Consider the following 19275-nt stretch of genomic DNA (forward strand, 5'->3'; position numbering starts at 1 on the left):
TGGATAGAATTACCCAAAATTATAGCAGTGATCTGAATAGTCAGGTACGATAAAATCAAGTTAGTAAATTACCGAACCTTAACCAATGTCTAACTCGAAATCCGATAACGTTTGGGATCACAAACCCCGTTGGTGTCAACCTTGGTCGATTCTGTTGACAGGAATTACCCTGATTACTGGGTGTTGGTTTTTAACTCAGCGTCTCTGGTTAACTCTACTCCTATCTATTCCTATACTCCTCTGGTGGTTTGTCTTCCTAATTCTTTATCCAAGGACGCTGCAGCAACAGTTAAACACAGAAAGAATCGGGGAAAGCATTGATTAAAACAGGAAAGACAGGACAGGGATTTTTATCCTGTAATTGACTACTTTCATCCGCGCGAAAAGTGTTCCAACGGAAAGGAGCTTTTTTTTCACTCGACATCCATAAAAGTCTTTTTGCTCGCGTCATCGCTACATATAGAAGTCGGTATTCTTCAGCTTTTTTAAGTTGTCCAGCTTCTAACCAAGCGCTTAAAGGTGGGGGAATAATTGGTATGCTGTCGGGGTTTAAATAGCGTTGATGAACCGCTGCTCGAATTTGCGCTCGTGCCACTTCTGCGAGGGTAAAATCTCCCAAAAATTTCGCCCCATTGGGTACCCAAGGTTTGCCAGGAATAATATCTTCATGAAGAAAGGGAATAAAAACATAATCCCAGTCTAAACCCTTGGCTTTGTGCATAGTAATAATTGTCAGTTGTCCGGGACGAGTATAACAATCATCGTTATCTTCTTCCACCCCTTCAAAGCGCTCAGAGGCGATAATTTCATTGAGAGTATTAATGGTATTTTTGAGAGAACTATTACCAGCAGTTTCCTGATAAATACGGGCGGTTAATTTTTGCAATGTGGCTAATTCTGACCCTGAATATTGGAGAGTCATAGCGAAAAAAGACAGGAGTTGATAATGGGGTAATTCTAATCTAGCTTTTAGTAAACTGCAGCAATAACGACGGGCGATTTTTTCGTTAGATTTCAGTTCAGGATCGAGGGGAGTGGGATAAAGAAATTGTTCGGGATAGGTAACTAAAGGATTTAAGTCTTGGGCAGTAATTAAACCCCTAAATTGTAGCACTTCTAAAGCCGCTTTGAGATAATCGGGAGAGTGGGGACGTTCGACAAAAGCTAATAGTTTCAGCATTTCGGCGGGAATTTGGGAAAAGCGATCAATCTCGTTAGCTTCAAAAATTCTGATTTGATAACTTTTATAAAAATGGGCGAATTTTTGAGCAAAAAAGTGTCCTTGTCGATTTTCTCTAACGAGAATAGCGGCATTATGTTGAGGATTTTCTTGGAATAATTTAACTAGACGTTTTTCAATTAATTCCACTGTTTGATAAATGTCATCGGGTTGATAAATTTCTAATCCTTTTCCCTCCTTGATTGGATTAGGTTGGGGATCTTCAGCACTGACGGGAATAATCCCTTGAACCCGAAAAGGAGCCTCGGTAACTTTATGATTATCTTTTCCCTGTTTCCAATCTCGATCGACCCATTGTAAAACTAAATTAGCAGCTTCAATAATTTTAGTATTGCTGCGACCTGCTTGGTTCATAGTCGATAAATTGCCTTCGTTTTGACAACTTTCACAAAACCAATTAAAGTAAACAGGATCGGCGGGCGTAAAGGTAGAATTAATCGCTTGATTGGGATCGCCGACGCGAATTAAATTAGGTGTTTCCCTGTCATTATTTTTTGCTAAAATAGTAATTAGTTTTTCTTGGAGAGGACTAGAATCCTGTGCCTCATCTTCAAAAACTCCAAAGACAGATTTTTGCCATTGTCGGCGAATTTTTTCTTCCTCTAATACTCGCAAGGCTCCTAAAATCATGTCATCATAATCTATATAGTTTTTCTGACGCATCAGGATTTCATACTGTTGGTACAAACCACTAGCAATAGCGAGAATTTGATAATTATCGTCGGTGTAGTGGCTTAATTCCCAGACTTGCTGCGGTGATAATCCCGAACTTTTTAGCTCATGAATGGCCGTATAGGCAAGACTAGGTAAAATTTCGGTTCTCAGCACCGATTGACGGCGTAATCTTTCGGTTTCTTCCCCATCAAATTCCACTCCTTCTAATAACTTTTGATAACGAATTGGATCGGCAATTAGCCATTTTTCCACCGAGTTTCTAATAATTCTGTGGCTAGGAGTCGGAATAACTAAGGTAGAAGATTCGAGGTCTAATCCCGATAATTCTGGGTAACGACGGGCCAATTGTAGAGCCAGTCCGTGCAGTGTTTGAACGCTGAAACCTTGGGCCGAAAGTTGTAAATCTTGCAAGCGTTGTTTAATTTTAGCTTTAATACTAGCGGCAGCCGAGCGCGTGTAGGTGACAATAATTAACTGTTTTTTAGCATGAAGTTGCTCACGAGCAATAACCATAGCGGCAGCTACGGCTAAACTGTGGGATTTTCCCGCCCCCGGCACCGCAGAAATGGCCATTTTTCCCCCTTGCCAATCGGCTAATTCCTGTTGTCCTGCACGCAGTTGTCGCCGGAGATTGACCAGTAAATTTTCTCGATTAATTACTTTAGTTTCGCTCATTATTCTACGCCAATTTTATTTTTAGTTTAATTGTATTACTATTAACACTGTCCACTTAAAACTGTAATCTGATAACTGATCACTGATCACTGATATGTAGCCAATTTTGTTGTACTTCTACCCGAATTTTGCCGGTTAAGGAGGAAGTGGCATCGCGATTAACACCAGTAATGAGATTAACCACTGACTCAACTTCGGCAAAATTAGGCGATGAGGGTAAATATTGAGCCAAAAATAAACGAATCACTCGTCTTTGTATCGCTAGAGGTAGAATTTGTAAAGGGGAGCGATCGAGTCTTTGTTGATCTAGATCGATAACCTGACGAAAAATATCCCGGGCAATACTATCTAAATAATCGCTTTCTGCTTCCAAAATTTCAGCAGTTTGGGCGAGATGTTTTTCGATTTGGGGATTTAAATTAGTTTGCAGGTAGGGTAATAATTCCAGACGGATGCGATTGCGAGCATAGCGTAAATTTTCATTAGCTCGATCATACCAGATCGGTAATTCTCGACTTTGACAAAAAGCGAAAGTTTCCCCGCGAGTAACATTTAAGAGGGGACGGACTAAAAAAATATCTGGGGTTAAACTTGTCCACCAAGTTAAGGCAGAAAGTCCATCACTACCGGCTCCGCGCATGAGATTATAAAGGAAAGTTTCCGCTCGATCGCTCCTCGTGTGTGCCGTGAGAAGATAATTAAAACCCTGTTCTTGGGCGATTGTTTGTAAAGCTTGATAACGCCATTGTCGGGCTTTGGCTTCCGTTTCCGCCATGGGAGGTGCGGTGGCAATATAAACAGGTAATTGCCAAATTTCGGCGATTTTCTGCAGATGATCCACTAATCCTCCGTCGTAGGACCAACGGTGATCACAATGAGCGAGCGCTAGTTGCCAACCCCAACGAGAGCGCAAATCCAGCAATAATTGACCTAAACAGAGGGAATCCTGACCTGCCGACAATGCCACTAACAGAGACGCATTTTTAGGTAGTAATTGTCCCTTTTTCACCGTGGTTTCCAGACGAGTATGGAGAGGTGTCCAAAAATTAGCCAAAATTTTTAGATTTATTTACTTGACAAATGACAGATAACTAGAACGGGAGAAGGAATTATGAATTATGAATTATGAATTATGAATTGGGAATTGGGAAGAATAAATAAAAGCAATCTTCTGATAACTGATAACTGATAACTGATAACTGATAACTGATAACTGATAACTGATAACTGATAACTGATAACTGATTTAACCTGGCCAATTAACCCAATCTTGGGGTTTTAGGAAGACATCATAGAGTTTTGCTTCTGGGGTGTTGGGTGCAGGTTGATAACAGTATTCCCAACGGACTAAAGGAGGTAAAGACATCAAAATTGATTCGGTACGACCGTTAGTTTGCAACCCAAAAATTGTGCCACGATCATAAACTAAATTAAATTCTACATAACGACCGCGACGATAGAGTTGAAACTGACGTTCTCTGTCACCGTATTCCGTCGAGCGCCGTTTCTGGACAATGGGAACGTAAGCGGGTAGAAAAGCTCGGCCACAGTCATTAATGAAACTAAAAATTTCTTCCCAGTTGCGCGGTTGTTGGGGAGATAATTTTTCTGAATAGATAGCGGCATCACTTTCGGCAAAAGGACCACGATAGAGAGGGTCTAAACCGTCTTGGTAATCAAAGAAAATCCCGCCGATGCCTCTGGCTTCCTGACGATGATTGAGATAAAAATATTCATCACACCAGCGTTTAAAAACGGGATAATATTCGGGATGATGTTGGTCGCAAACCTGTTTAAAAGTGCGGTGAAAATGACTAGCATCTTCTTCAAAAGCATAGTAGGGAGTTAAATCAGCGCCACCGCCAAACCACCAAACCGGACCTGCTTCAAAATAGCGATAATTGAGGTGAACCGTGGGAATATAAGGATTGTGAGGATGCAAAACCATCGAGGTTCCCGTGGCATAAAATTGATGACCGGCAGCCTCGGGCCGTTGTTTGGCAATGCTAGGAGGTAATTCTTTCCCCCAAACTTCCGAAAAATTCACCCCTGCTTGTTCAAAAATTGCCCCTTCCCGCAAAACTCGCGAACGTCCGCCGCCACCTTCGGGCCGTTGCCAACTATCTTCGATAAATTTTGCTTGTCCATCCACTTCTTCTAATCCCCGACAAATTTCATCCTGTAGGGATTTCATAAATTCACTGACGCGGCTACGGCTGTCACTGGCGGGCAAATTGCTAAGGGTGGGGGTTGTGGTGAATGCAGTCATACTCAAGGATCAAAGTTGATAACTCAGTGATTATATTACTACTGGGTGATGAAACGGACGCTCTTCGATACTTAACTTAACATTTAGACCGGTTAGGTGTTGGGAGTTGGGTGTTGGGGTTTTAGGGTTTTAGTTGAATTCCCCCATTTCCCCATTTCCCCTAAATCAATGTTAATTTCTAAGTCTCAACTGGGCATATTAGAATTAGTCCCGACCAAGAGACAATAACACAGACCCCCAATTTTTACCACTATGCCCTCCCGTCGAATCATCATCGGTGACGTTCACGGTCAATACGATGCTCTTTTGCAGCTAATGGAAACAATCGCGCCTCAAGAAAAGGAACCGGTTTATTTCTTGGGCGATTTAATTGATCGTGGTCCCAATAGCGCCCAAGTGGTTGAATTTGTCCGTCAACACCGCTATCGTTGTCTATTGGGCAATCATGAACAGATGCTGCTAGAAGTGTTGGGCAGCCAAAGAATGATGGGGGAAATGTTGCCAGGTTGGCTTTATAATGGCGGTAATACTACTCTTTTTAGCTATAACCACAAAATACCGCAAGATCACATCGATTGGCTGAAAACCTTGCCTCTTTACCTCGATTTAGGCGATATTTGGCTGGTTCATGCTGGGGTTCATCCCCATTTACCCCTCGAAGAACAAGATGCTACTCATTTTTGTTGGATCCGCGATGAATTCCACAGTATGCCGGAACCTTTTTTTAGTGATAAATTAATTATCACTGGCCACACGATTACTTTTACTTTTCCGGGGGTAAATCCGGGGCAATTAGTCGCCGGTGCCGGTTGGCTAGATATCGACACGGGAGCCTATCATTCCCACAGTAATTGGTTAACTGGATTAGATATCACTAATCGTTTGGTTTATCAGGTTAATACCAAAGATAAAACCCTGCGAAAATTCGATTTAGAAGATATAACCACCTCAATTAATCCTGCCGAAGTCTATACTAAAAGAGTGCAGCCCACCCCTTAAAAATAACTGTTATTAACAAAAATATAATTCTCGGACGGGGAGTGATAATAAATCCGTTGAGCATAGGCTACTTATAAGGACAGGCAAAAGGCAAGAGGCAAGAGGCAAAAGGGGGAATACATAATCAGTTTTTAATAACTGGATTTAGTATGATATAAAATCCACCCAGATAGCTCAGATGTTAATCTCTGGGTTGGATAACAGGAACCAGCAGCTTAGGCTATTGGGATTCTTTGATCGTAGGTTCTCAAGAGCGGTAAATTGAATAAAGAATTGTCCAGCTTTCTTTCACCCATGACTCTCCCCTCGGATTTTCCCCTAGAACCACCGGCTACCAATAAAGATCCCCATCGTGATTATCGCGGACTCGATCGCGATAAACTCACCCCCATGTACCAGCATTATGTGGAGGTAAAAGAAACCTATCCCAATGCCCTTTTACTCTATCGTGTGGGCGATTTTTTCGAGTGTTTCTTTCAGGATGCGGTGATTATCTCCAGAGAATTAGAATTAGTTCTCACCAGCAAGGAAGGGGGTAAAGGGATTGGGAGAGTCGCCATGACCGGGGTTCCCCACCATGCCCTAGAGCGCTATAGTCGTTTATTGGTGGAAAAAGGCTATGCGGTGGCGATTTGTGACCAAGTGGAAGATTCAACGGAAGCAGCCGCCGAAAAACGACTCGTAGAACGCGCTATCACCAAACTGCTCACCCCCGGAACCCTCACCGATGAGGGAATGTTAAACGCAAAAAAGAATAATTTTCTAGCTGCTGTGGTGATTACCGGAGAAAATTGGGGATTAGCCTATGCAGACATCTCCACCGGAGAATTCTACACCACCCAAGCCAGTGATTTAACGGCTTTAAGCCTAGAATTAACCCGTTTACAGCCCTCGGAAATCCTTTTTCCCATCAATGCCCCCGATTTAAACCGTATTTTGCGCCCCGGGGAAAAATCAGACCATCTCCCCCCCTGTTTACCCGATAGTTTTTGTTATTCTCTCCGTCCCCAAAATATCTTTACTCTCACAGAGGCGAAAAATCGTCTCTTAATCACCTATAAAATGCGTTCCCTAGAGGGGATGGGCTGCGAACATTTACCCCTTGCTATTCGCGCCGCCGGAGGCCTCTTAGAATACATTGAAGATACCCAAAAAGCCAATCAAGTCCCCCTACAACCTTTAAAAACCTACTCTATCTCGGAATTTTTGATTTTAGATGGGCAAACCCGTCGTAACCTTGAAATTACCCAAACGGTGCGCGATGGTAGCTTCTATGGTTCTCTATTATGGGCGATTGATCGCACTTGTACGGCCATGGGTAGTCGCGCTTTACGTCGTTGGTTACTGCAACCTCTCTTAGATTCTCGCGGTATTCGCGCCCGTCAAGATACTATCCAAGAGTTAAAGGATAATCCCTCCTTGCGCCAAGATATTCGGCAAAAATTAAGGGAAATCTACGATATAGAACGTTTAAGCGGTCGTGTTGGTGCAGGAACCGCTAACGCCCGCGATTTACTTTCCCTAGCGGCATCTTTAGTCAAATTAGCCGATTTAGCGGCTTTGGTCGCTTCGGGAAATTCGCCCTATTTGCAAGCTTTACAGCAAATTCCCGCCGATTTAGAAAAATTAGGCCAGCAGGTGATAGCGCATCTGGTGGAATCTCCTCCGCTGCATCTGAAGGAAGGGGGGGTGATTCGCGAGGGAATTGATGCCCAATTGGATGCCCTGCGGCGCGACTATCAGGAAGTAATCGATTGGTTTAAGAATCTAGAGACGACAGAGAAAGAAAGAACGGGTATCAGTAACCTTAAGGTTAATTATAACAAAACTTTCGGTTATTATATCAGTTTACCCCGCAGTAAAGCCGATTTCGCCCCAAAAGATTATGTGCGTAAGCAAACTTTAGTCAATGAGGAACGTTATATCACCACCGAGTTAAAGGAGAAAGAAAATATAATTCTGACGGCAGTAGATGAATTAAATAAGTTAGAATACGAGATTTTTAGCGATTTACGCCGTCAAGTGGCCGAATTTTCCCCAGAAATTCGGGAAGTGGCCACAAAAGTCGCCGCTTTGGATGTGTTGGCAGCATTGGCAGAAATCGCCGTTTATCAGGGATATTGTCGCCCAGAAATCGCCGATGGTCGTCTTATCGATATTAAAGATGGTCGTCATCCCGTGGTGGAACAATCCCTTGGGGCCGGCTTTTTTGTGCCGAATTCGATTAATTTGGGCAATCAGGAAGGTTTAGAATATCCCGACTTGATTATTCTCACCGGTCCCAATGCTAGTGGCAAAAGTTGTTATCTGCGACAGGTGGGATTAATTCAATTGTTGGCCCAAACTGGTAGTTTTGTCCCGGCAAAGTCGGCCAAAATCTCCATCTGCGATCGCATTTTCACCCGGGTGGGGGCTGTGGATGACCTCGCTACTGGCCAATCCACCTTTATGGTGGAAATGAACGAAACTGCCAATATTCTCAATCACGCCACGGACAGATCATTAGTATTATTAGACGAAATTGGCCGGGGGACAGCCACTTTTGACGGGTTATCCATAGCTTGGTCTGTGGCGGAGTATTTAGCCACGGTACTGCAATCGCGGACGATTTTCGCCACTCACTACCACGAACTAAACGAATTAGCCTCAATTTTAGAGAATGTAGCCAATTATCAGGTAACGGTCAAAGAATTACCCCATGAGATAGTATTTTTGCACCAAGTACGACCGGGAGGCGCGGATAAGTCCTACGGTATCGAAGCGGGGAGATTAGCCGGTTTACCAGCTTCTGTGATCGATCGTGCCATGCAGGTGATGGGTCAAATCGAAAAACATAGTAAAATTGCTATCGGTTTGCGTCAAGGAATTAAGAAAATTAAACCAGTTAAATCGGATAATTCCCCGTCTCTGCAGCAGTTAGATATTTTTGATGACAGTAAGTAGGTAGGTGTTAAAAGTTGTCAGACACCGCCCTTATCAAGGGGGGCAGGGGGGATCGAACCTAAAATCCATTTTTAATTTAATTATAACCAGCTACTTAAGTAGTCGTGGAAAACTCAACTTTGTGTCCTTTGTGTCTCTGTGGTTTACAAAAACAAAAAAGGCTTAATTTGGCAACAATATTAAAACTGTAAAAACTTTTTAATTTGAGTCCAAAGATTGGTAAAAGACTCTTTCATTTCCTCCTTAATTTTCCAGCGTTTAAATGCCTCTTCGTAGGCAATACCTTGATTTTGAAAAGTTTTCCAAGCCGAGAGAGAAAGAGGTAAACCCATCAGCAAAAAGATATAAATTGCCCAAGAAATTGTTCCCGCACTAATTAAATTAATGATAATAAAAAAACTATTAATAATCAGATAGCGAACGGTTTTATTTTTTAGCTCCTCGCGACGAAAGCGATCGAATTCTTGCCGTTTATAACTGACCATTTTTGACTCTTGCCAGTCCTTTTCCGCCGCTTCTAAGTCTTTAACTTCAATAGCTAAATCGTCGGCAATTTCTAACAACTGTTGACGGGTAATTTCTCCCTTATCCCCTTGACGGGAGATAGCCAAATAGAGAATTTCCTGCACATCCTCTTGACTGTAGGATTGGGGAGGGAAAAAATCGGGGTTTGGCATAGCGATAGAGAAAGAAATAGGTTCCTTCTCTATTATGGGCGATCGATTTAGCGATTGACAGTTAGACGAGACAGGGAGTTTTTAACTGATTCATCCATGCTTCTAAATCCTGCAAAGAGCGCTCGGCATATTGACCGTAACGTTCCCGTTTATTGCGGATTTTTCTGGTAAAATTCGGCAAAATGCCAAAATTTGGCGGCATCGGTTGAAAATGTTTCGGTTCGGCACTGCTGATAAACTCAAATAATGACCCCATCATCGTTGTGGTTGGCAATGTCACCGTTTCTAATCCTAAAGCTAAACGAGCGGCATTAGTTCCCGCTAACCATCCCCCAGCAGCCGCAGCCGTATAGCCTTCCGTGCCGATTAACTGTCCTGCCGCTAACAGCGTCGGTCGCGATTTAAACTGGAGACTGGAGGATAATAACTGGGGAGAATTGATAAAGGTGTTTTTGTGCATCACCCCCATGCGGACAAATTCGGCCTTTTCTAACCCCGGAATCAGACGGAAAACCCGTGTTTGTTCACCCCATTTTAAATTAGTTTGAAATCCCACCATATTCCACAATTGCCCCGCTTTATCTTCCATTCGCAACTGTATAACTGCGTAGGGACGTTGATCCGGATATCTGGGATCCGCTAATCCCACCGGTTTCAGGGGACCAAAACGCATGGTATCCTCTCCCCGACAGGCTAATTCTTCGATTGGCAGACAAGCCTCGAAAAATTTGGCATTTTCTCGCTCAAAATCCTTTAATTCTGCTTGTTCTGCCTGTTTTAACTCTTGCCAGAAGTGCAGGTATTGTTCCCGATCCATGGGACAATTGAGATAGGCGGCCTCACCTTTATCGTAACGAGAGGCCAGAAAAGCGATCGATTGATCAATAGATTCCCCTAGAATAATCGGACTAGCGGCATCAAAAAAACTCAGATAGTCCAGTCCGGCAAAATTTTGCAGATCTGCGGCTAAAGCAGCACTGGTTAACGGTCCAGTGGTTAAAACGACGATACCATCCCGGGGTATTTCCGTGATCTCCTGACGTTTTAAGGTGACTAGAGGGTGGTTAGCCAAGATTTCCGTCAAATTTCGACTAAAGACCCCTCTATCGACCGCTAAAGCCCCTCCTGCGGGGACACTGTGCTGATCGGCCTGAGCAATAACTAGAGAATTTAAGCGTCGTAATTCTTCATGGAGTAACCCGGTGGCGCGATCCACCGCCATGGCACCAAAGGAGTTACTACAGACTAATTCGGCTAAAAATTGGCTATGGTGGGCAGGACTAGAGCGAATTGGGCGCATTTCGTACAGGATCACGGGAATACCTGCTTGGGCTATCTGCCACGCCGCCTCAGTCCCCGCTAATCCTCCACCAATTACATGAATAGGGCGATCGATCATAGTTGGGAGAAAATGGCTAGAGTAGGATTATTTTAGCGTTAGTTCCGAGTCACCAAAAAAATAGGCTGGGCTGACGGCGATCGCATAAAGATTGGGGCTGATCGCAAACTCAGGTTATAATTAAGGAGGGGATAGAATATTATATTTTATCTCTGCACCGGTTTTGCTTTCGAGAAGGTGGCAACACCGCCCCACTTTCTCACCATCTCCGTCCAGATGGGCTAGTTAGCGGTTTGACTTCTATGAACACCAATTATCTTGAGGAATACCAAAAATACCTAGCCGAATGGCAGAAAATGCTTCTGTCCGCTTGGGGTAATGGTCTTCCCTCGACTACACCAGTGTTTGAGTTTCCGGAAACTTTGGTTAAATCCCTCGAATATCAACAAGAATGGGTGAAATCCTATCTAACCGCCCAAGAAACCGCCACCAAAGTTGCCCTCGATAGTCAGAAACAATTCTGGGATAGTTATTTCGGTTTTGCTCGTCAGTCCATGGCTGTAATCAATAAACCAGCTTAATTAGGTATCAATTGGCTAGATAGTTCGATTGGTGACTTAACTTCCCTTAAAAAATAAAATACCTCAAATACAATCCCCTCTGGCTCTGTATTTGAGGCTTTTTTGGGTTTTATTACCTTTAGGCAATTAGGGAATTTTGGGGTTTAGCAAAAATCATCCGTCCGGCCGAGGTTTGTAGTGCAGATGTCACCACTACCCGCAATTCTCCCCCTAGATAATCTTTCCCTTCTTCTACCACCACCATCGTGCCATCTTCTAGATAACCGATGCCTTGGGTGGGTTCTTTTCCTGCTTTGAGAATTTTCAGATCCAAAGTATCCCCGGGTAAGTAGATCGGGCGTACTGCTTGGGCGAGATCGTTGACATTCAAGATGGTGACTTTTTGCAGATTGGCCACTTTACTGAGATTATAATCGTTAGTGAGCAAGGTGGCGTTAATTTCTTGGGCAAGATGGACCAATTTAGCATCTACGGTGCTAATATCCTCATAATCGGCGGGATGAATGATAATGCGATCAGGGAATTCTTGCTGCATCCGGTTTAAGATATCTAATCCGCGTCTTCCTCTAACTCGTTTTTGGTCATTACTGCCATCCGCTAACTGTTGCAATTCCTGAAGGATAAATTGGGGAATGAGTATCTGTCCTTCGATAAATCCCGTGTCTAACAATTGTTCGATACGACCATCGATAATACAACTGGTGTCCACAACTTTGGTGGCGGCCGCTTGCAGGGTTCCTTCTGCCACTAAAATTGATTCCATACTATTGGGGTTAATCAGACGCAAAAAAGTGCGACCGTGGGTATCAGCTAAACTAACCCCCAGATAGGAAAACATAATACTGCCTAAAATGGCGATTATCGGCTTAATAAACGAGAATTCTCTGGGAATCGGTAGGAAGAAAATCGGGGCTAAGATCAGATTAGCAATTAACAAACCGATAACTAGACCGACCGAACGGGTTAAAATAACTTCGATCGGAGTTTGTCTTACTTGGGTTTCTAGACGACGATAGGTAGTTTGGGCAACTAAACCAAGAGCTAAACCAATAATTGAGGCAAAACCCGCCGATAACCAGCGTAAAGCTTCAATATTGCTGATTTGCGACTGGACAGCAACCGGCAGCAAGTCCACACCACTATAACCAATACTGGCAATAGCGAAGACGAATAGTAAAATTATGACGGCATCAAGCATGGGGATAATACCAGAGGGGATAGAGGGGAATGACGGTAGAAAATAATGAGTATGGATACTTTTACATTATATCCGTGGGCTTCTCCTAATTTGTGTCGGGAAAGTTGCTTTCATTCTAGGAGATGTTCTCCCCAGCCATAATACATCTTAACGAAGATAAACGAAATTATAGCCGTTGGGAGTCAGCCTTGAATCAGTTATCAGTTATTAGTTATCAGTCATCAGATACGAGTTACAGCGTTTCTCAGATAGATGAGGTTCGTTCTTGCAGCTAAAATACTTGATTAGCAAGGCTTAGTCTGTACCTCACCTTGACGAGAAAGGCTGTATGAGTTCACTGATTACTGATTACTGTTCACTGATAACTGCTTTAATGCCCTATTTTCACCCCGTAACCTCGGTTTATATTCATATTCCCTTTTGTCGTCGGCGCTGTTTTTACTGTGATTTCCCGATTTTTGTCGTCGGTAATCGCACCAATCCGGCGACTTTTCCCCCTGTGGTGGAGTATGTGGAAATATTACAAGAAGAAATTAGCCTTAGTCAGGGGACGGGGAAACCCCTAGAAACAATTTTTTTTGGGGGGGGGACTCCTTCCCTATTACCGGTGGAATTATTAAGAGCAATTCTGGATACTTTAGCCAAAAAGTTTGATTTTGCCGCCGATATAGAGATTTCTATGGAGATTGATCCGGCTACCTTTAGTTTAGAACAATTACAGGGTTATGTTAGCGCGGGAGTCAATCGGGTTAGTTTAGGAGTACAGGCTTTTCAAGAACCATTATTACAGGTTTCTGGTCGATCGCATACCGTTAAGGATATCTATCAGGCAGTGGAATTAATTCAGGGATTGGGAATAGTTAACTATAGTTTGGATTTGATTTCAGGATTGCCACAACAAACCCTGACAGATTGGGAAAATTCCCTAGAAAAAGCGATCGAACTGCAACCGGCCCATCTTTCCTGTTACGATTTGGTCTTAGAAGCGGTTACTCCTTTCGGTAAACAGTATCAACCGGGGAAAAAACCCTTACCCGATGATGAAACCACGGCGAAAATGTATGTTTTAGCCGGTGAAAAACTAGCTTTAGCCGGTTATCAACATTACGAGATTTCTAACTATGCTAAACCGGGTTATCAATGCCGACATAATCGAGTTTACTGGGAAAATCGTCCCTATTATGGCTTTGGTATGGGGGCTGCTAGTTATCTTCATCAACAACGTTTTACCCGTCCGCGCAAAAGTCGCGACTATTTCGCTTGGGTAAAAGAAGGCTGTCAGATTGACGTGGAGAAAAATAGTTTGATCGATGATCTTCTCGAAACCTTGATGCTAGGGTTAAGGTTAGGGTCAGGGGTGAGTTTACCCGCGATTGAAGCTAATTTTGGTTCGGAAATCAAAAAAGCAATTTTAGAGGTCTTAGAGCCGCATAAACAGCGTAATTTAGTAATAATTGAGGGGGATAGCAGGGTCAGATTAAGCGACCCCGAAGGTTTTTTGTTTTCTAATCTAGTTTTAACCGATTTATTTGATCGCTGGCAATAGTTAGAAACTATATTTTACTAGCGATAATGGATAGCTAACCAAATACAAGGGGGATTATTGCTAGTAAATTCGACGCGGTGTTTTTGGTGAGGAGGAATCAAGAGATAATCCCCCGCTTGCAGATTAACTTGGCTGCCATCTTCATAACTAATCTCAGCGAATCCCTGTAATAAAATCACCCATTCAAACTCAGATTGATCGTACCATTGACCCCTGGGAGTGGTTTGACCAGTGGAAATAATTCTTTCTAGACGAATAGCCTGACTTTGGGCTAAAATTTCCAGAATTTCTCGGTCAGGAATTAGTTCAGGTAAATCAAAAATTGAAGCTGCTATCATTAGTTATTGTCTCTTTCTGGATGAAAATCTTTAATCACCGTCGGTATTGCTGTTAAAATTTTCTCAACGATATCAGTAGGTCTATCTAGGTCAGAAACAACAATCCGAAGATCTGCTTCTGCATAAAGTCCTCGTCTTTGTTCTAATAATAATTCCAGTTTACTTTCTAAATCAGTGGACTGAAGCAAGGGACGAGAGGTATCTTTTTTTAAACGTTTAACCAAGACTTCGAGAGGAACATCTAACCAAATCATTAAACCGTGACGAAGATAACTCCAATTCATCGGTTTTAAAACCATCCCTCCCCCGGTGGCAATCACAGTTTTAGTCAGAGAGGATAATTCGGCCAAAACCTGGGTTTCTAACTCCCGAAAAGTCGCTTCTCCCTCGTCGGCAAAAATTTCCCTGATTTTCTTTCCCGCGACCCTTTCTATTAATATATCTGTATCAAAAAAACGATATTGTAACCGTCGGGAAAGCAACTCTCCCAGGGTGGATTTGCCAGATCCCATCATTCCTAGCAAAAAAACACTTAATCCCCGTAAGGAGTTAAAATCCGTTGAATTGTCCATAGTTAAAATTTAGCTGAATGTAGTCCTCGCTACTAAGGGACGATGTTTTGATAAGCATTTAGGAGTAAAAACCGCGAGATGAAATCAGAAAATCTTCTCAGAACCCCCATTGACACCGACATCGTGTCAGAATCTGGATAACCATGATACCATCTTGGTAATTAATCGACAAAATCAGCTTGATTAATTTAATCAAGTGGTGTGAGGAGTGTGAACACAGGAGTCTAAAATTCATGTCCAATCAACCAGCAAACTTTCCGGGTAACAGAAATCAACTCAAACCGATTAAAGTCGGGATTATCGGGGTCGGTAACATGGGACAACACCATAGTCGCATCCTGAGTTTATTAAAAGACGTGGAATTCGTCGGGGTGGCCGATGTCAACGTCGAAAAGGGTCTGGAAACTGCCAGTAAATACCGAGTCCGTTTTTTTGAAAATTATTTAGATCTCTTACCTAGGGTAGATGCGGTTTGTATCGCTGTCCCCACGCGGTTACACCATCGAGTCGGGATGGACTGTCTGCAAGCGGGAGTACATACCTTGATCGAGAAACCGATCGCCGCTAGTATTAGTGAAGCGGAATCTTTAGTCAATGCGGCAGCCGATCACGATTGTATTCTGCAAGTGGGTCATATCGAGCGTTTTAATCCCGCTTTCCAAGAGTTATCGAAGGTCTTGAAAACCGAGGAGATTTTAGCGATTGAATCCCATCGCATGAGTCCCTATTCCCAGCGCGCTAATGATGTGTCGGTGGTGTTAGATTTAATGATCCACGATATAGATTTAATTTTAGAATTAGTCGCCGCTCCCGTGGTGAAATTAACCGCTAGTGGTAGTCGCGCTGCCACTGATTCTGGTTATCTCGATTATGTCACTGCAACCCTTGGTTTTAGTAATGGAGTGGTGGCTAATTTAACCGCTAGTAAGGTGACTCATCGTAAGATTCGCCGTTTAGCGGCCCACTGTAAAAATTCTCTCACGGAAGCGGATTTTCTCAATAATGAAATCCTCATTCACCGGCAAACCACCGCTAACTATAGCACCGATTACGGTCAAGTTCTCTACCGTCAAGATGGTTTAATTGAAAAGGTTTATACCAGCAATATTGAACCTCTACACGCGGAATTAGAACATTTTGTTCATTGTGTGCGCGGTGGGGACCAACCTTCTGTCGGTGGGGAACAAGCTTTAAAAGCTTTACGATTAGCTAGTTTAATCGAACAAATTGCCCTTGATGGTCGCGTTTGGCAACAATCGGACTGGAATTATCAATATCTTAATTCTCCCGTGATTACTGCTTCTTAATTGTTTTTACCCCAATTCTTTAAATGAGAGAATTGGGGTGAAGAACCAAAATTAGTTATCTGGAAAACTTTCCCAACATTTTTCTGAGGATTTTTTTCCACACCATTGACTTTCACAGGGAACTCCATCACCGTCTCCATCCATTTTGACATTGGGGCAATTTCTCAAGAAAAAAGTCGCTTCTGCACAGGAGGTCATCTGGGAACAGTGAGTTCTACCATCGCACCGAAATTTGGGACGATTATTGTTGTTAGCTACGGCTAAATTATTGAGGGTTTGATTGCCAGAAATTGGTGATTTTATTGATATTTGTTCGCTCAGAAAACCCAGAATTAAAATAACAATTACTTTTTTCATAAAATGCTTGCCTGATTCTCTGCTCTTATCATAGTACCAAATAGGATACAGGATAATAAATCAGAGTTATTCCCAGGTAAACGTTTGGGGGGGGTCAAGCAGCCAGTGGCACTGACTCTTCCGATTATTTGTTAGTATATGCAGAAAAACACCATGAAAATTAGCCCTAACGGACAAATCACTATTCCCCCTGATATTCAAGAAAAGCTTGGGTTGTTACCCGGTACAGAAATCCAGCTGGAAGTGATTGGGGATATCTTGCAAATTCGCAAGCCTAGAACCCTAAGCCGGGGAAAGCAACTGATTGCCGCTATCCGTGGCAAAGCAACTAGCCGTCTAACAACCAACGACATCATGCAAGCGACCCGTGACTCATGACCGACATTCTGGTAGATAGCAACGTCATTCTTGATGTTGTAACCGAAGACCCGCAATGGTTTGAGTGGTCGGCTCAAATGCTCACAAACTATGCGGAGCAAGGAAATTTAGTGATTAACCCAATTATTTATGCAGAAATCTCAATCGGGTTTAATCAACCCGAGGAGGTAGAAGCAGCCCTACCAGAAGACTTCTTTCGCCGAGATTCTTTACCCTATGCTGCAGCTTTTTTAGCAGGACAAAGCTTTTTGGAATATCGTCGTCGTGGAGGTGAGCGACGTTCTCCCTTACCGGATTTCTACATCGGCGCTCACGCTGCTGTCACTGCCATGTCCCTATTAACGAGAGATGTCAACCGCTACCGAACTTACTTTCCCTCAGTCTTGCTGATTACACCTTAGACAATTCGGTTAAATAATTGGTTATTTTTTCTTGCTCATGCAAATAGTACAAAATTGTTGCATAAACTTGTTCTAAGCTCAAAGATGAGTAAGTTTTGGCAATTTCTTCAGGTGTTTTAAGTAGGGAGGCACAATTATTTGTAGGATGGGTTAGCGGTAGCGTAACCCATGCGGGCGTTGGGTTTCATGCTTCAACCCAACCTACGTTCTGAATTTAAAAAATAAGCTTGCCTACATATCTAAGTTATTCCCTGTTTCCTATTCCCTGTATTTAGAGTAAAATTTCCCTGTGTTGAATTGCTAATTTATGGGCGGGAAAACCTTCGTACTCGGCTAAAGTTTTCGTGGTTTCTTTTAACTTTTCAAAGCCTTCAGGGGTGACATAAGCCAAAGTAGAGCGCTTGAGAAAATCATAAACCGAAACCGCCGAATAGGAACGGGCAAAACTTCCCGTCGGCAGCACAGCATTGACTCCGATGGCGTAGGTAGCCATAGAGGAAGGAGTATGATTTCCCAGGAGAATTTCGCCAGCATTTTTAATCTTGCCCAGAATGGCAAAAGGATTACTAACTAAAACCTCTAGATGTTCCGGGGCGTACTCATTGACAAAATCGAGGGATTGCTGCAAACTATCGGTTAAAATTATGCCCCCATAGGCGGCTAAACCCGCCTCACAAAATTCCCGTCGCCAATCTGGGAGTTTTTGCAGGTATTCCTGTGCATATTCACTAGCAGCGATCGCTAAATCTTCACAGTGGGTGACTAATAAAGCCGCCGAATCCGCCCCGTGTTCCGCTTCAATTAATAAATCCAAGGCCGCTAAACGGGCATCGGTGGACTCATCGGCCAAAACTATCGACTCACTTGGACCGGCCGGCAAACCCACATCCACAGTACCGAACAGTAACCGCTTGGCCGCCGCCCCATAGACGCTGCACGGACCGGTAATTTTGTCAACCCTTTTGATATTTTTTGTTCCCAAAGCCAAAGCGGCGATCGCTTGTACGCCCCCTAACTTATAAATTTCTCTGACTCCAGCCATCTGCGCCGCCACCAGAGAAACCGGCTCCACGTTGCCCTGTTTATCGGGGGGAGTGCAAACGACAACTCTTTCCACTCCTGCCACCATTGCCGGGATGGCTAACATTAACATCATCGAGGGAAAAGCGCCGCGGCCCCGGGGAACGTATAAACCCACATTGGGGATAGGAGAGATTTTTTCGCCGGCAAAGACACCGGTTTCAATTTCTGCCAGTAGTGTTTCTTCCGGCATTTGGCGACGATGTACCTCTTGAATATTCCGGAAAGCCTGTTCAATGGCAGTTTTTACTTCCGGTTCAATTAACTGAAAAGCCCGCTCAAATTCTGCCTCGCTGACTTTGATATTTTCTACCGTCGCACCTTCGTAGTCAAAACGCCGCACATAGTCCACAACGCCAGCATCTCCCCGTTCGCGGATGGTTTCTATCACCGTTTGAGCGACTTTGAGGGCGTTATCAATATCTAACTCGGCTCTTTTCTGAAGTTTTGCCCGTTCCGCGCTACTTAATTGCGAAAGTTTTAATATTCTGACCACTATTGCTGCTCCTACTGCCCCCGTCCTCTCAAGAATAACGGAGAATCTGATCTTTTTTGATTGTAACCTTTGGGGGAGTGCCGGAGAATTATGAATTATGAATTATGAAGTGGGGTAGTGGAGCATTTGGCTGAAATTTCCCTAAACCCCTATCACCTGACTGCTGACGACCGGCTACTGACTCCTGACGACCGCCGACCGATG

Annotated in this window: 18 protein-coding genes; 8 read left to right on the forward strand and 10 right to left on the reverse strand. The window is 43.4% G+C overall.

The features are described 5' to 3' along the window. The first annotated feature begins 85 nt into the window (after positions 1-85). On the forward strand, positions 86-325 hold the full coding sequence (locus tag IM473_RS06555) for a DUF6737 family protein (protein WP_287659741.1): 240 nt from the start codon (positions 86-88) through the stop codon (positions 323-325). Here the strand turns inward: IM473_RS06555 and IM473_RS06560 are convergent. The 3 genes from IM473_RS06560 to hemF all read right to left on the reverse strand — a co-directional run bounded on the left by IM473_RS06560 (position 290) and on the right by hemF (position 4859). Further along, positions 290-2590 (reverse strand): ATP-dependent helicase, encoded by a 2301-nt coding sequence (locus IM473_RS06560; protein ID WP_287659742.1) that lies wholly within the window; start codon positions 2588-2590, stop codon positions 290-292. The two genes, IM473_RS06555 and IM473_RS06560, sit on opposite strands and share 36 nt — an antisense overlap. A gap of 79 nt (positions 2591-2669) precedes the next feature. Further along, positions 2670-3644, reverse strand: a complete 975-nt coding sequence (tilS, locus tag IM473_RS06565; RefSeq protein ID WP_287659743.1) for a tRNA lysidine(34) synthetase TilS — start codon at positions 3642-3644, stop codon at positions 2670-2672. A 192-nt stretch (positions 3645-3836) separates the two neighbouring features. Next, positions 3837-4859: an oxygen-dependent coproporphyrinogen oxidase gene (hemF, locus tag IM473_RS06570; RefSeq protein WP_287659744.1), complete on the reverse strand. Its 1023-nt coding sequence runs from the start codon at positions 4857-4859 to the stop codon at positions 3837-3839. A gap of 252 nt (positions 4860-5111) precedes the next feature. On the opposite strand from hemF, the gene IM473_RS06575 reads away from it, so the two are divergent. Further along, positions 5112-5858 carry a metallophosphoesterase family protein gene (locus tag IM473_RS06575; protein WP_287659745.1) on the forward strand — a complete coding sequence of 249 codons (747 nt, stop codon included), beginning with the start codon at positions 5112-5114 and terminating at the stop codon, positions 5856-5858. 294 nt (positions 5859-6152) lie between these two features. Next, complete coding sequence (gene mutS, locus IM473_RS06580; protein WP_287659746.1) at positions 6153-8801, forward strand: DNA mismatch repair protein MutS; 2649 nt, start codon at positions 6153-6155, stop codon at positions 8799-8801. Positions 8802-8980: 179 nt separating this feature from the next. Here the strand turns inward: mutS and IM473_RS06585 are convergent, their stop codons facing one another. Together IM473_RS06585 and trmFO are read right to left on the reverse strand one after the other, a co-directional pair. Next, positions 8981-9478 (reverse strand): 2TM domain-containing protein, encoded by a 498-nt coding sequence (locus IM473_RS06585; protein WP_287659747.1) that lies wholly within the window; start codon positions 9476-9478, stop codon positions 8981-8983. A gap of 61 nt (positions 9479-9539) precedes the next feature. After that, positions 9540-10877 (reverse strand): FADH(2)-oxidizing methylenetetrahydrofolate--tRNA-(uracil(54)-C(5))-methyltransferase TrmFO, encoded by a 1338-nt coding sequence (gene trmFO, locus IM473_RS06590; RefSeq protein ID WP_287659748.1) that lies wholly within the window; start codon positions 10875-10877, stop codon positions 9540-9542. 242 nt (positions 10878-11119) lie between these two features. Between trmFO and IM473_RS06595 the strand changes: the two genes are divergently transcribed. Next, entirely contained in the window at positions 11120-11398 is a 279-nt protein-coding gene (locus tag IM473_RS06595) for a hypothetical protein (protein WP_002778592.1), read from the forward strand. Between the two features lie 118 nt (positions 11399-11516). On the opposite strand, the gene IM473_RS06600 is transcribed toward IM473_RS06595, so the two are convergent. After that, the gene (locus IM473_RS06600; RefSeq protein WP_045358336.1) at positions 11517-12596 is read right to left on the reverse strand and encodes a PIN/TRAM domain-containing protein; all 1080 of its coding nucleotides are present in this window, start codon (positions 12594-12596) and stop codon (positions 11517-11519) included. Positions 12597-12969: 373 nt separating this feature from the next. Between IM473_RS06600 and hemW the strand changes: the two genes are divergently transcribed. Beyond that, entirely contained in the window at positions 12970-14142 is a 1173-nt protein-coding gene (gene hemW / locus IM473_RS06605) for a radical SAM family heme chaperone HemW (protein ID WP_287659772.1), read from the forward strand. A 17-nt stretch (positions 14143-14159) separates the two neighbouring features. Here hemW and IM473_RS06610 read toward each other — a convergent pair whose 3' ends face one another. Beyond that, positions 14160-14480, reverse strand: a complete 321-nt coding sequence (locus IM473_RS06610) for a cupin domain-containing protein (RefSeq protein WP_004266823.1) — start codon at positions 14478-14480, stop codon at positions 14160-14162. After that, positions 14480-15052, reverse strand: coding sequence for a shikimate kinase (locus IM473_RS06615; RefSeq protein WP_287659749.1), 573 nt, complete (start codon positions 15050-15052; stop codon positions 14480-14482). Before IM473_RS06615 ends, IM473_RS06610 begins: the two co-directional genes overlap by 1 nt. A gap of 233 nt (positions 15053-15285) precedes the next feature. Here IM473_RS06615 and IM473_RS06620 point away from each other — a divergent pair, with 233 nt between their 5' ends. After that, the gene (locus IM473_RS06620) at positions 15286-16359 is read left to right on the forward strand and encodes a Gfo/Idh/MocA family protein (RefSeq protein WP_287659750.1); all 1074 of its coding nucleotides are present in this window, start codon (positions 15286-15288) and stop codon (positions 16357-16359) included. Positions 16360-16410: 51 nt separating this feature from the next. Here the strand turns inward: IM473_RS06620 and IM473_RS06625 are convergent, their stop codons facing one another. Next, positions 16411-16716 carry an excalibur calcium-binding domain-containing protein gene (locus IM473_RS06625; RefSeq protein ID WP_287659751.1) on the reverse strand — a complete coding sequence of 102 codons (306 nt, stop codon included), beginning with the start codon at positions 16714-16716 and terminating at the stop codon, positions 16411-16413. Positions 16717-16869: 153 nt separating this feature from the next. Here IM473_RS06625 and IM473_RS06630 point away from each other — a divergent pair, with 153 nt between their 5' ends. Both IM473_RS06630 and IM473_RS06635 read left to right on the forward strand, forming a co-directional pair. Further along, positions 16870-17094 carry an AbrB/MazE/SpoVT family DNA-binding domain-containing protein gene (locus tag IM473_RS06630; RefSeq protein ID WP_223212298.1) on the forward strand — a complete coding sequence of 75 codons (225 nt, stop codon included), beginning with the start codon at positions 16870-16872 and terminating at the stop codon, positions 17092-17094. After that, positions 17091-17495 (forward strand): type II toxin-antitoxin system VapC family toxin, encoded by a 405-nt coding sequence (locus IM473_RS06635; protein ID WP_287659752.1) that lies wholly within the window; start codon positions 17091-17093, stop codon positions 17493-17495. Before IM473_RS06630 ends, IM473_RS06635 begins: the two co-directional genes overlap by 4 nt. 271 nt (positions 17496-17766) lie before the next feature. Here IM473_RS06635 and hisD read toward each other — a convergent pair whose 3' ends face one another. Beyond that, complete coding sequence (hisD, locus tag IM473_RS06640) at positions 17767-19071, reverse strand: histidinol dehydrogenase (protein WP_079207808.1); 1305 nt, start codon at positions 19069-19071, stop codon at positions 17767-17769. Between the last annotated feature and the right edge of the window lie 204 nt (positions 19072-19275).

It is taken from the genome of Microcystis sp. M015S2, from assembly GCF_020245945.1.
Taxonomy (GTDB): Bacteria; Cyanobacteriota; Cyanobacteriia; order Cyanobacteriales; family Microcystaceae; genus Microcystis.

Coding starts and splice junctions, on each gene's coding strand:
- hemF (WP_287659744.1), bottom strand. CDS start 4,859: ATGACTGCATTCACCACAACCCCCACCCTTAGCAATTTGCCCGCCAGT.
- IM473_RS06635 (WP_287659752.1), top strand. CDS start 17,091: ATGACCGACATTCTGGTAGATAGCAACGTCATTCTTGATGTTGTAACC.
- IM473_RS06620 (WP_287659750.1), top strand. CDS start 15,286: ATGTCCAATCAACCAGCAAACTTTCCGGGTAACAGAAATCAACTCAAA.
- IM473_RS06600 (WP_045358336.1), bottom strand. CDS start 12,596: ATGCTTGATGCCGTCATAATTTTACTATTCGTCTTCGCTATTGCCAGT.
- trmFO (WP_287659748.1), bottom strand. CDS start 10,877: ATGATCGATCGCCCTATTCATGTAATTGGTGGAGGATTAGCGGGGACT.
- hemW (WP_287659772.1), top strand. CDS start 12,970: ATGCCCTATTTTCACCCCGTAACCTCGGTTTATATTCATATTCCCTTT.
- IM473_RS06595 (WP_002778592.1), top strand. CDS start 11,120: ATGAACACCAATTATCTTGAGGAATACCAAAAATACCTAGCCGAATGG.
- IM473_RS06585 (WP_287659747.1), bottom strand. CDS start 9,478: ATGCCAAACCCCGATTTTTTCCCTCCCCAATCCTACAGTCAAGAGGAT.
- IM473_RS06560 (WP_287659742.1), bottom strand. CDS start 2,590: ATGAGCGAAACTAAAGTAATTAATCGAGAAAATTTACTGGTCAATCTC.
- IM473_RS06610 (WP_004266823.1), bottom strand. CDS start 14,480: ATGATAGCAGCTTCAATTTTTGATTTACCTGAACTAATTCCTGACCGA.
- IM473_RS06630 (WP_223212298.1), top strand. CDS start 16,870: ATGAAAATTAGCCCTAACGGACAAATCACTATTCCCCCTGATATTCAA.
- IM473_RS06615 (WP_287659749.1), bottom strand. CDS start 15,052: ATGGACAATTCAACGGATTTTAACTCCTTACGGGGATTAAGTGTTTTT.
- IM473_RS06575 (WP_287659745.1), top strand. CDS start 5,112: ATGCCCTCCCGTCGAATCATCATCGGTGACGTTCACGGTCAATACGAT.
- mutS (WP_287659746.1), top strand. CDS start 6,153: ATGACTCTCCCCTCGGATTTTCCCCTAGAACCACCGGCTACCAATAAA.
- IM473_RS06555 (WP_287659741.1), top strand. CDS start 86: ATGTCTAACTCGAAATCCGATAACGTTTGGGATCACAAACCCCGTTGG.
- IM473_RS06625 (WP_287659751.1), bottom strand. CDS start 16,716: ATGAAAAAAGTAATTGTTATTTTAATTCTGGGTTTTCTGAGCGAACAA.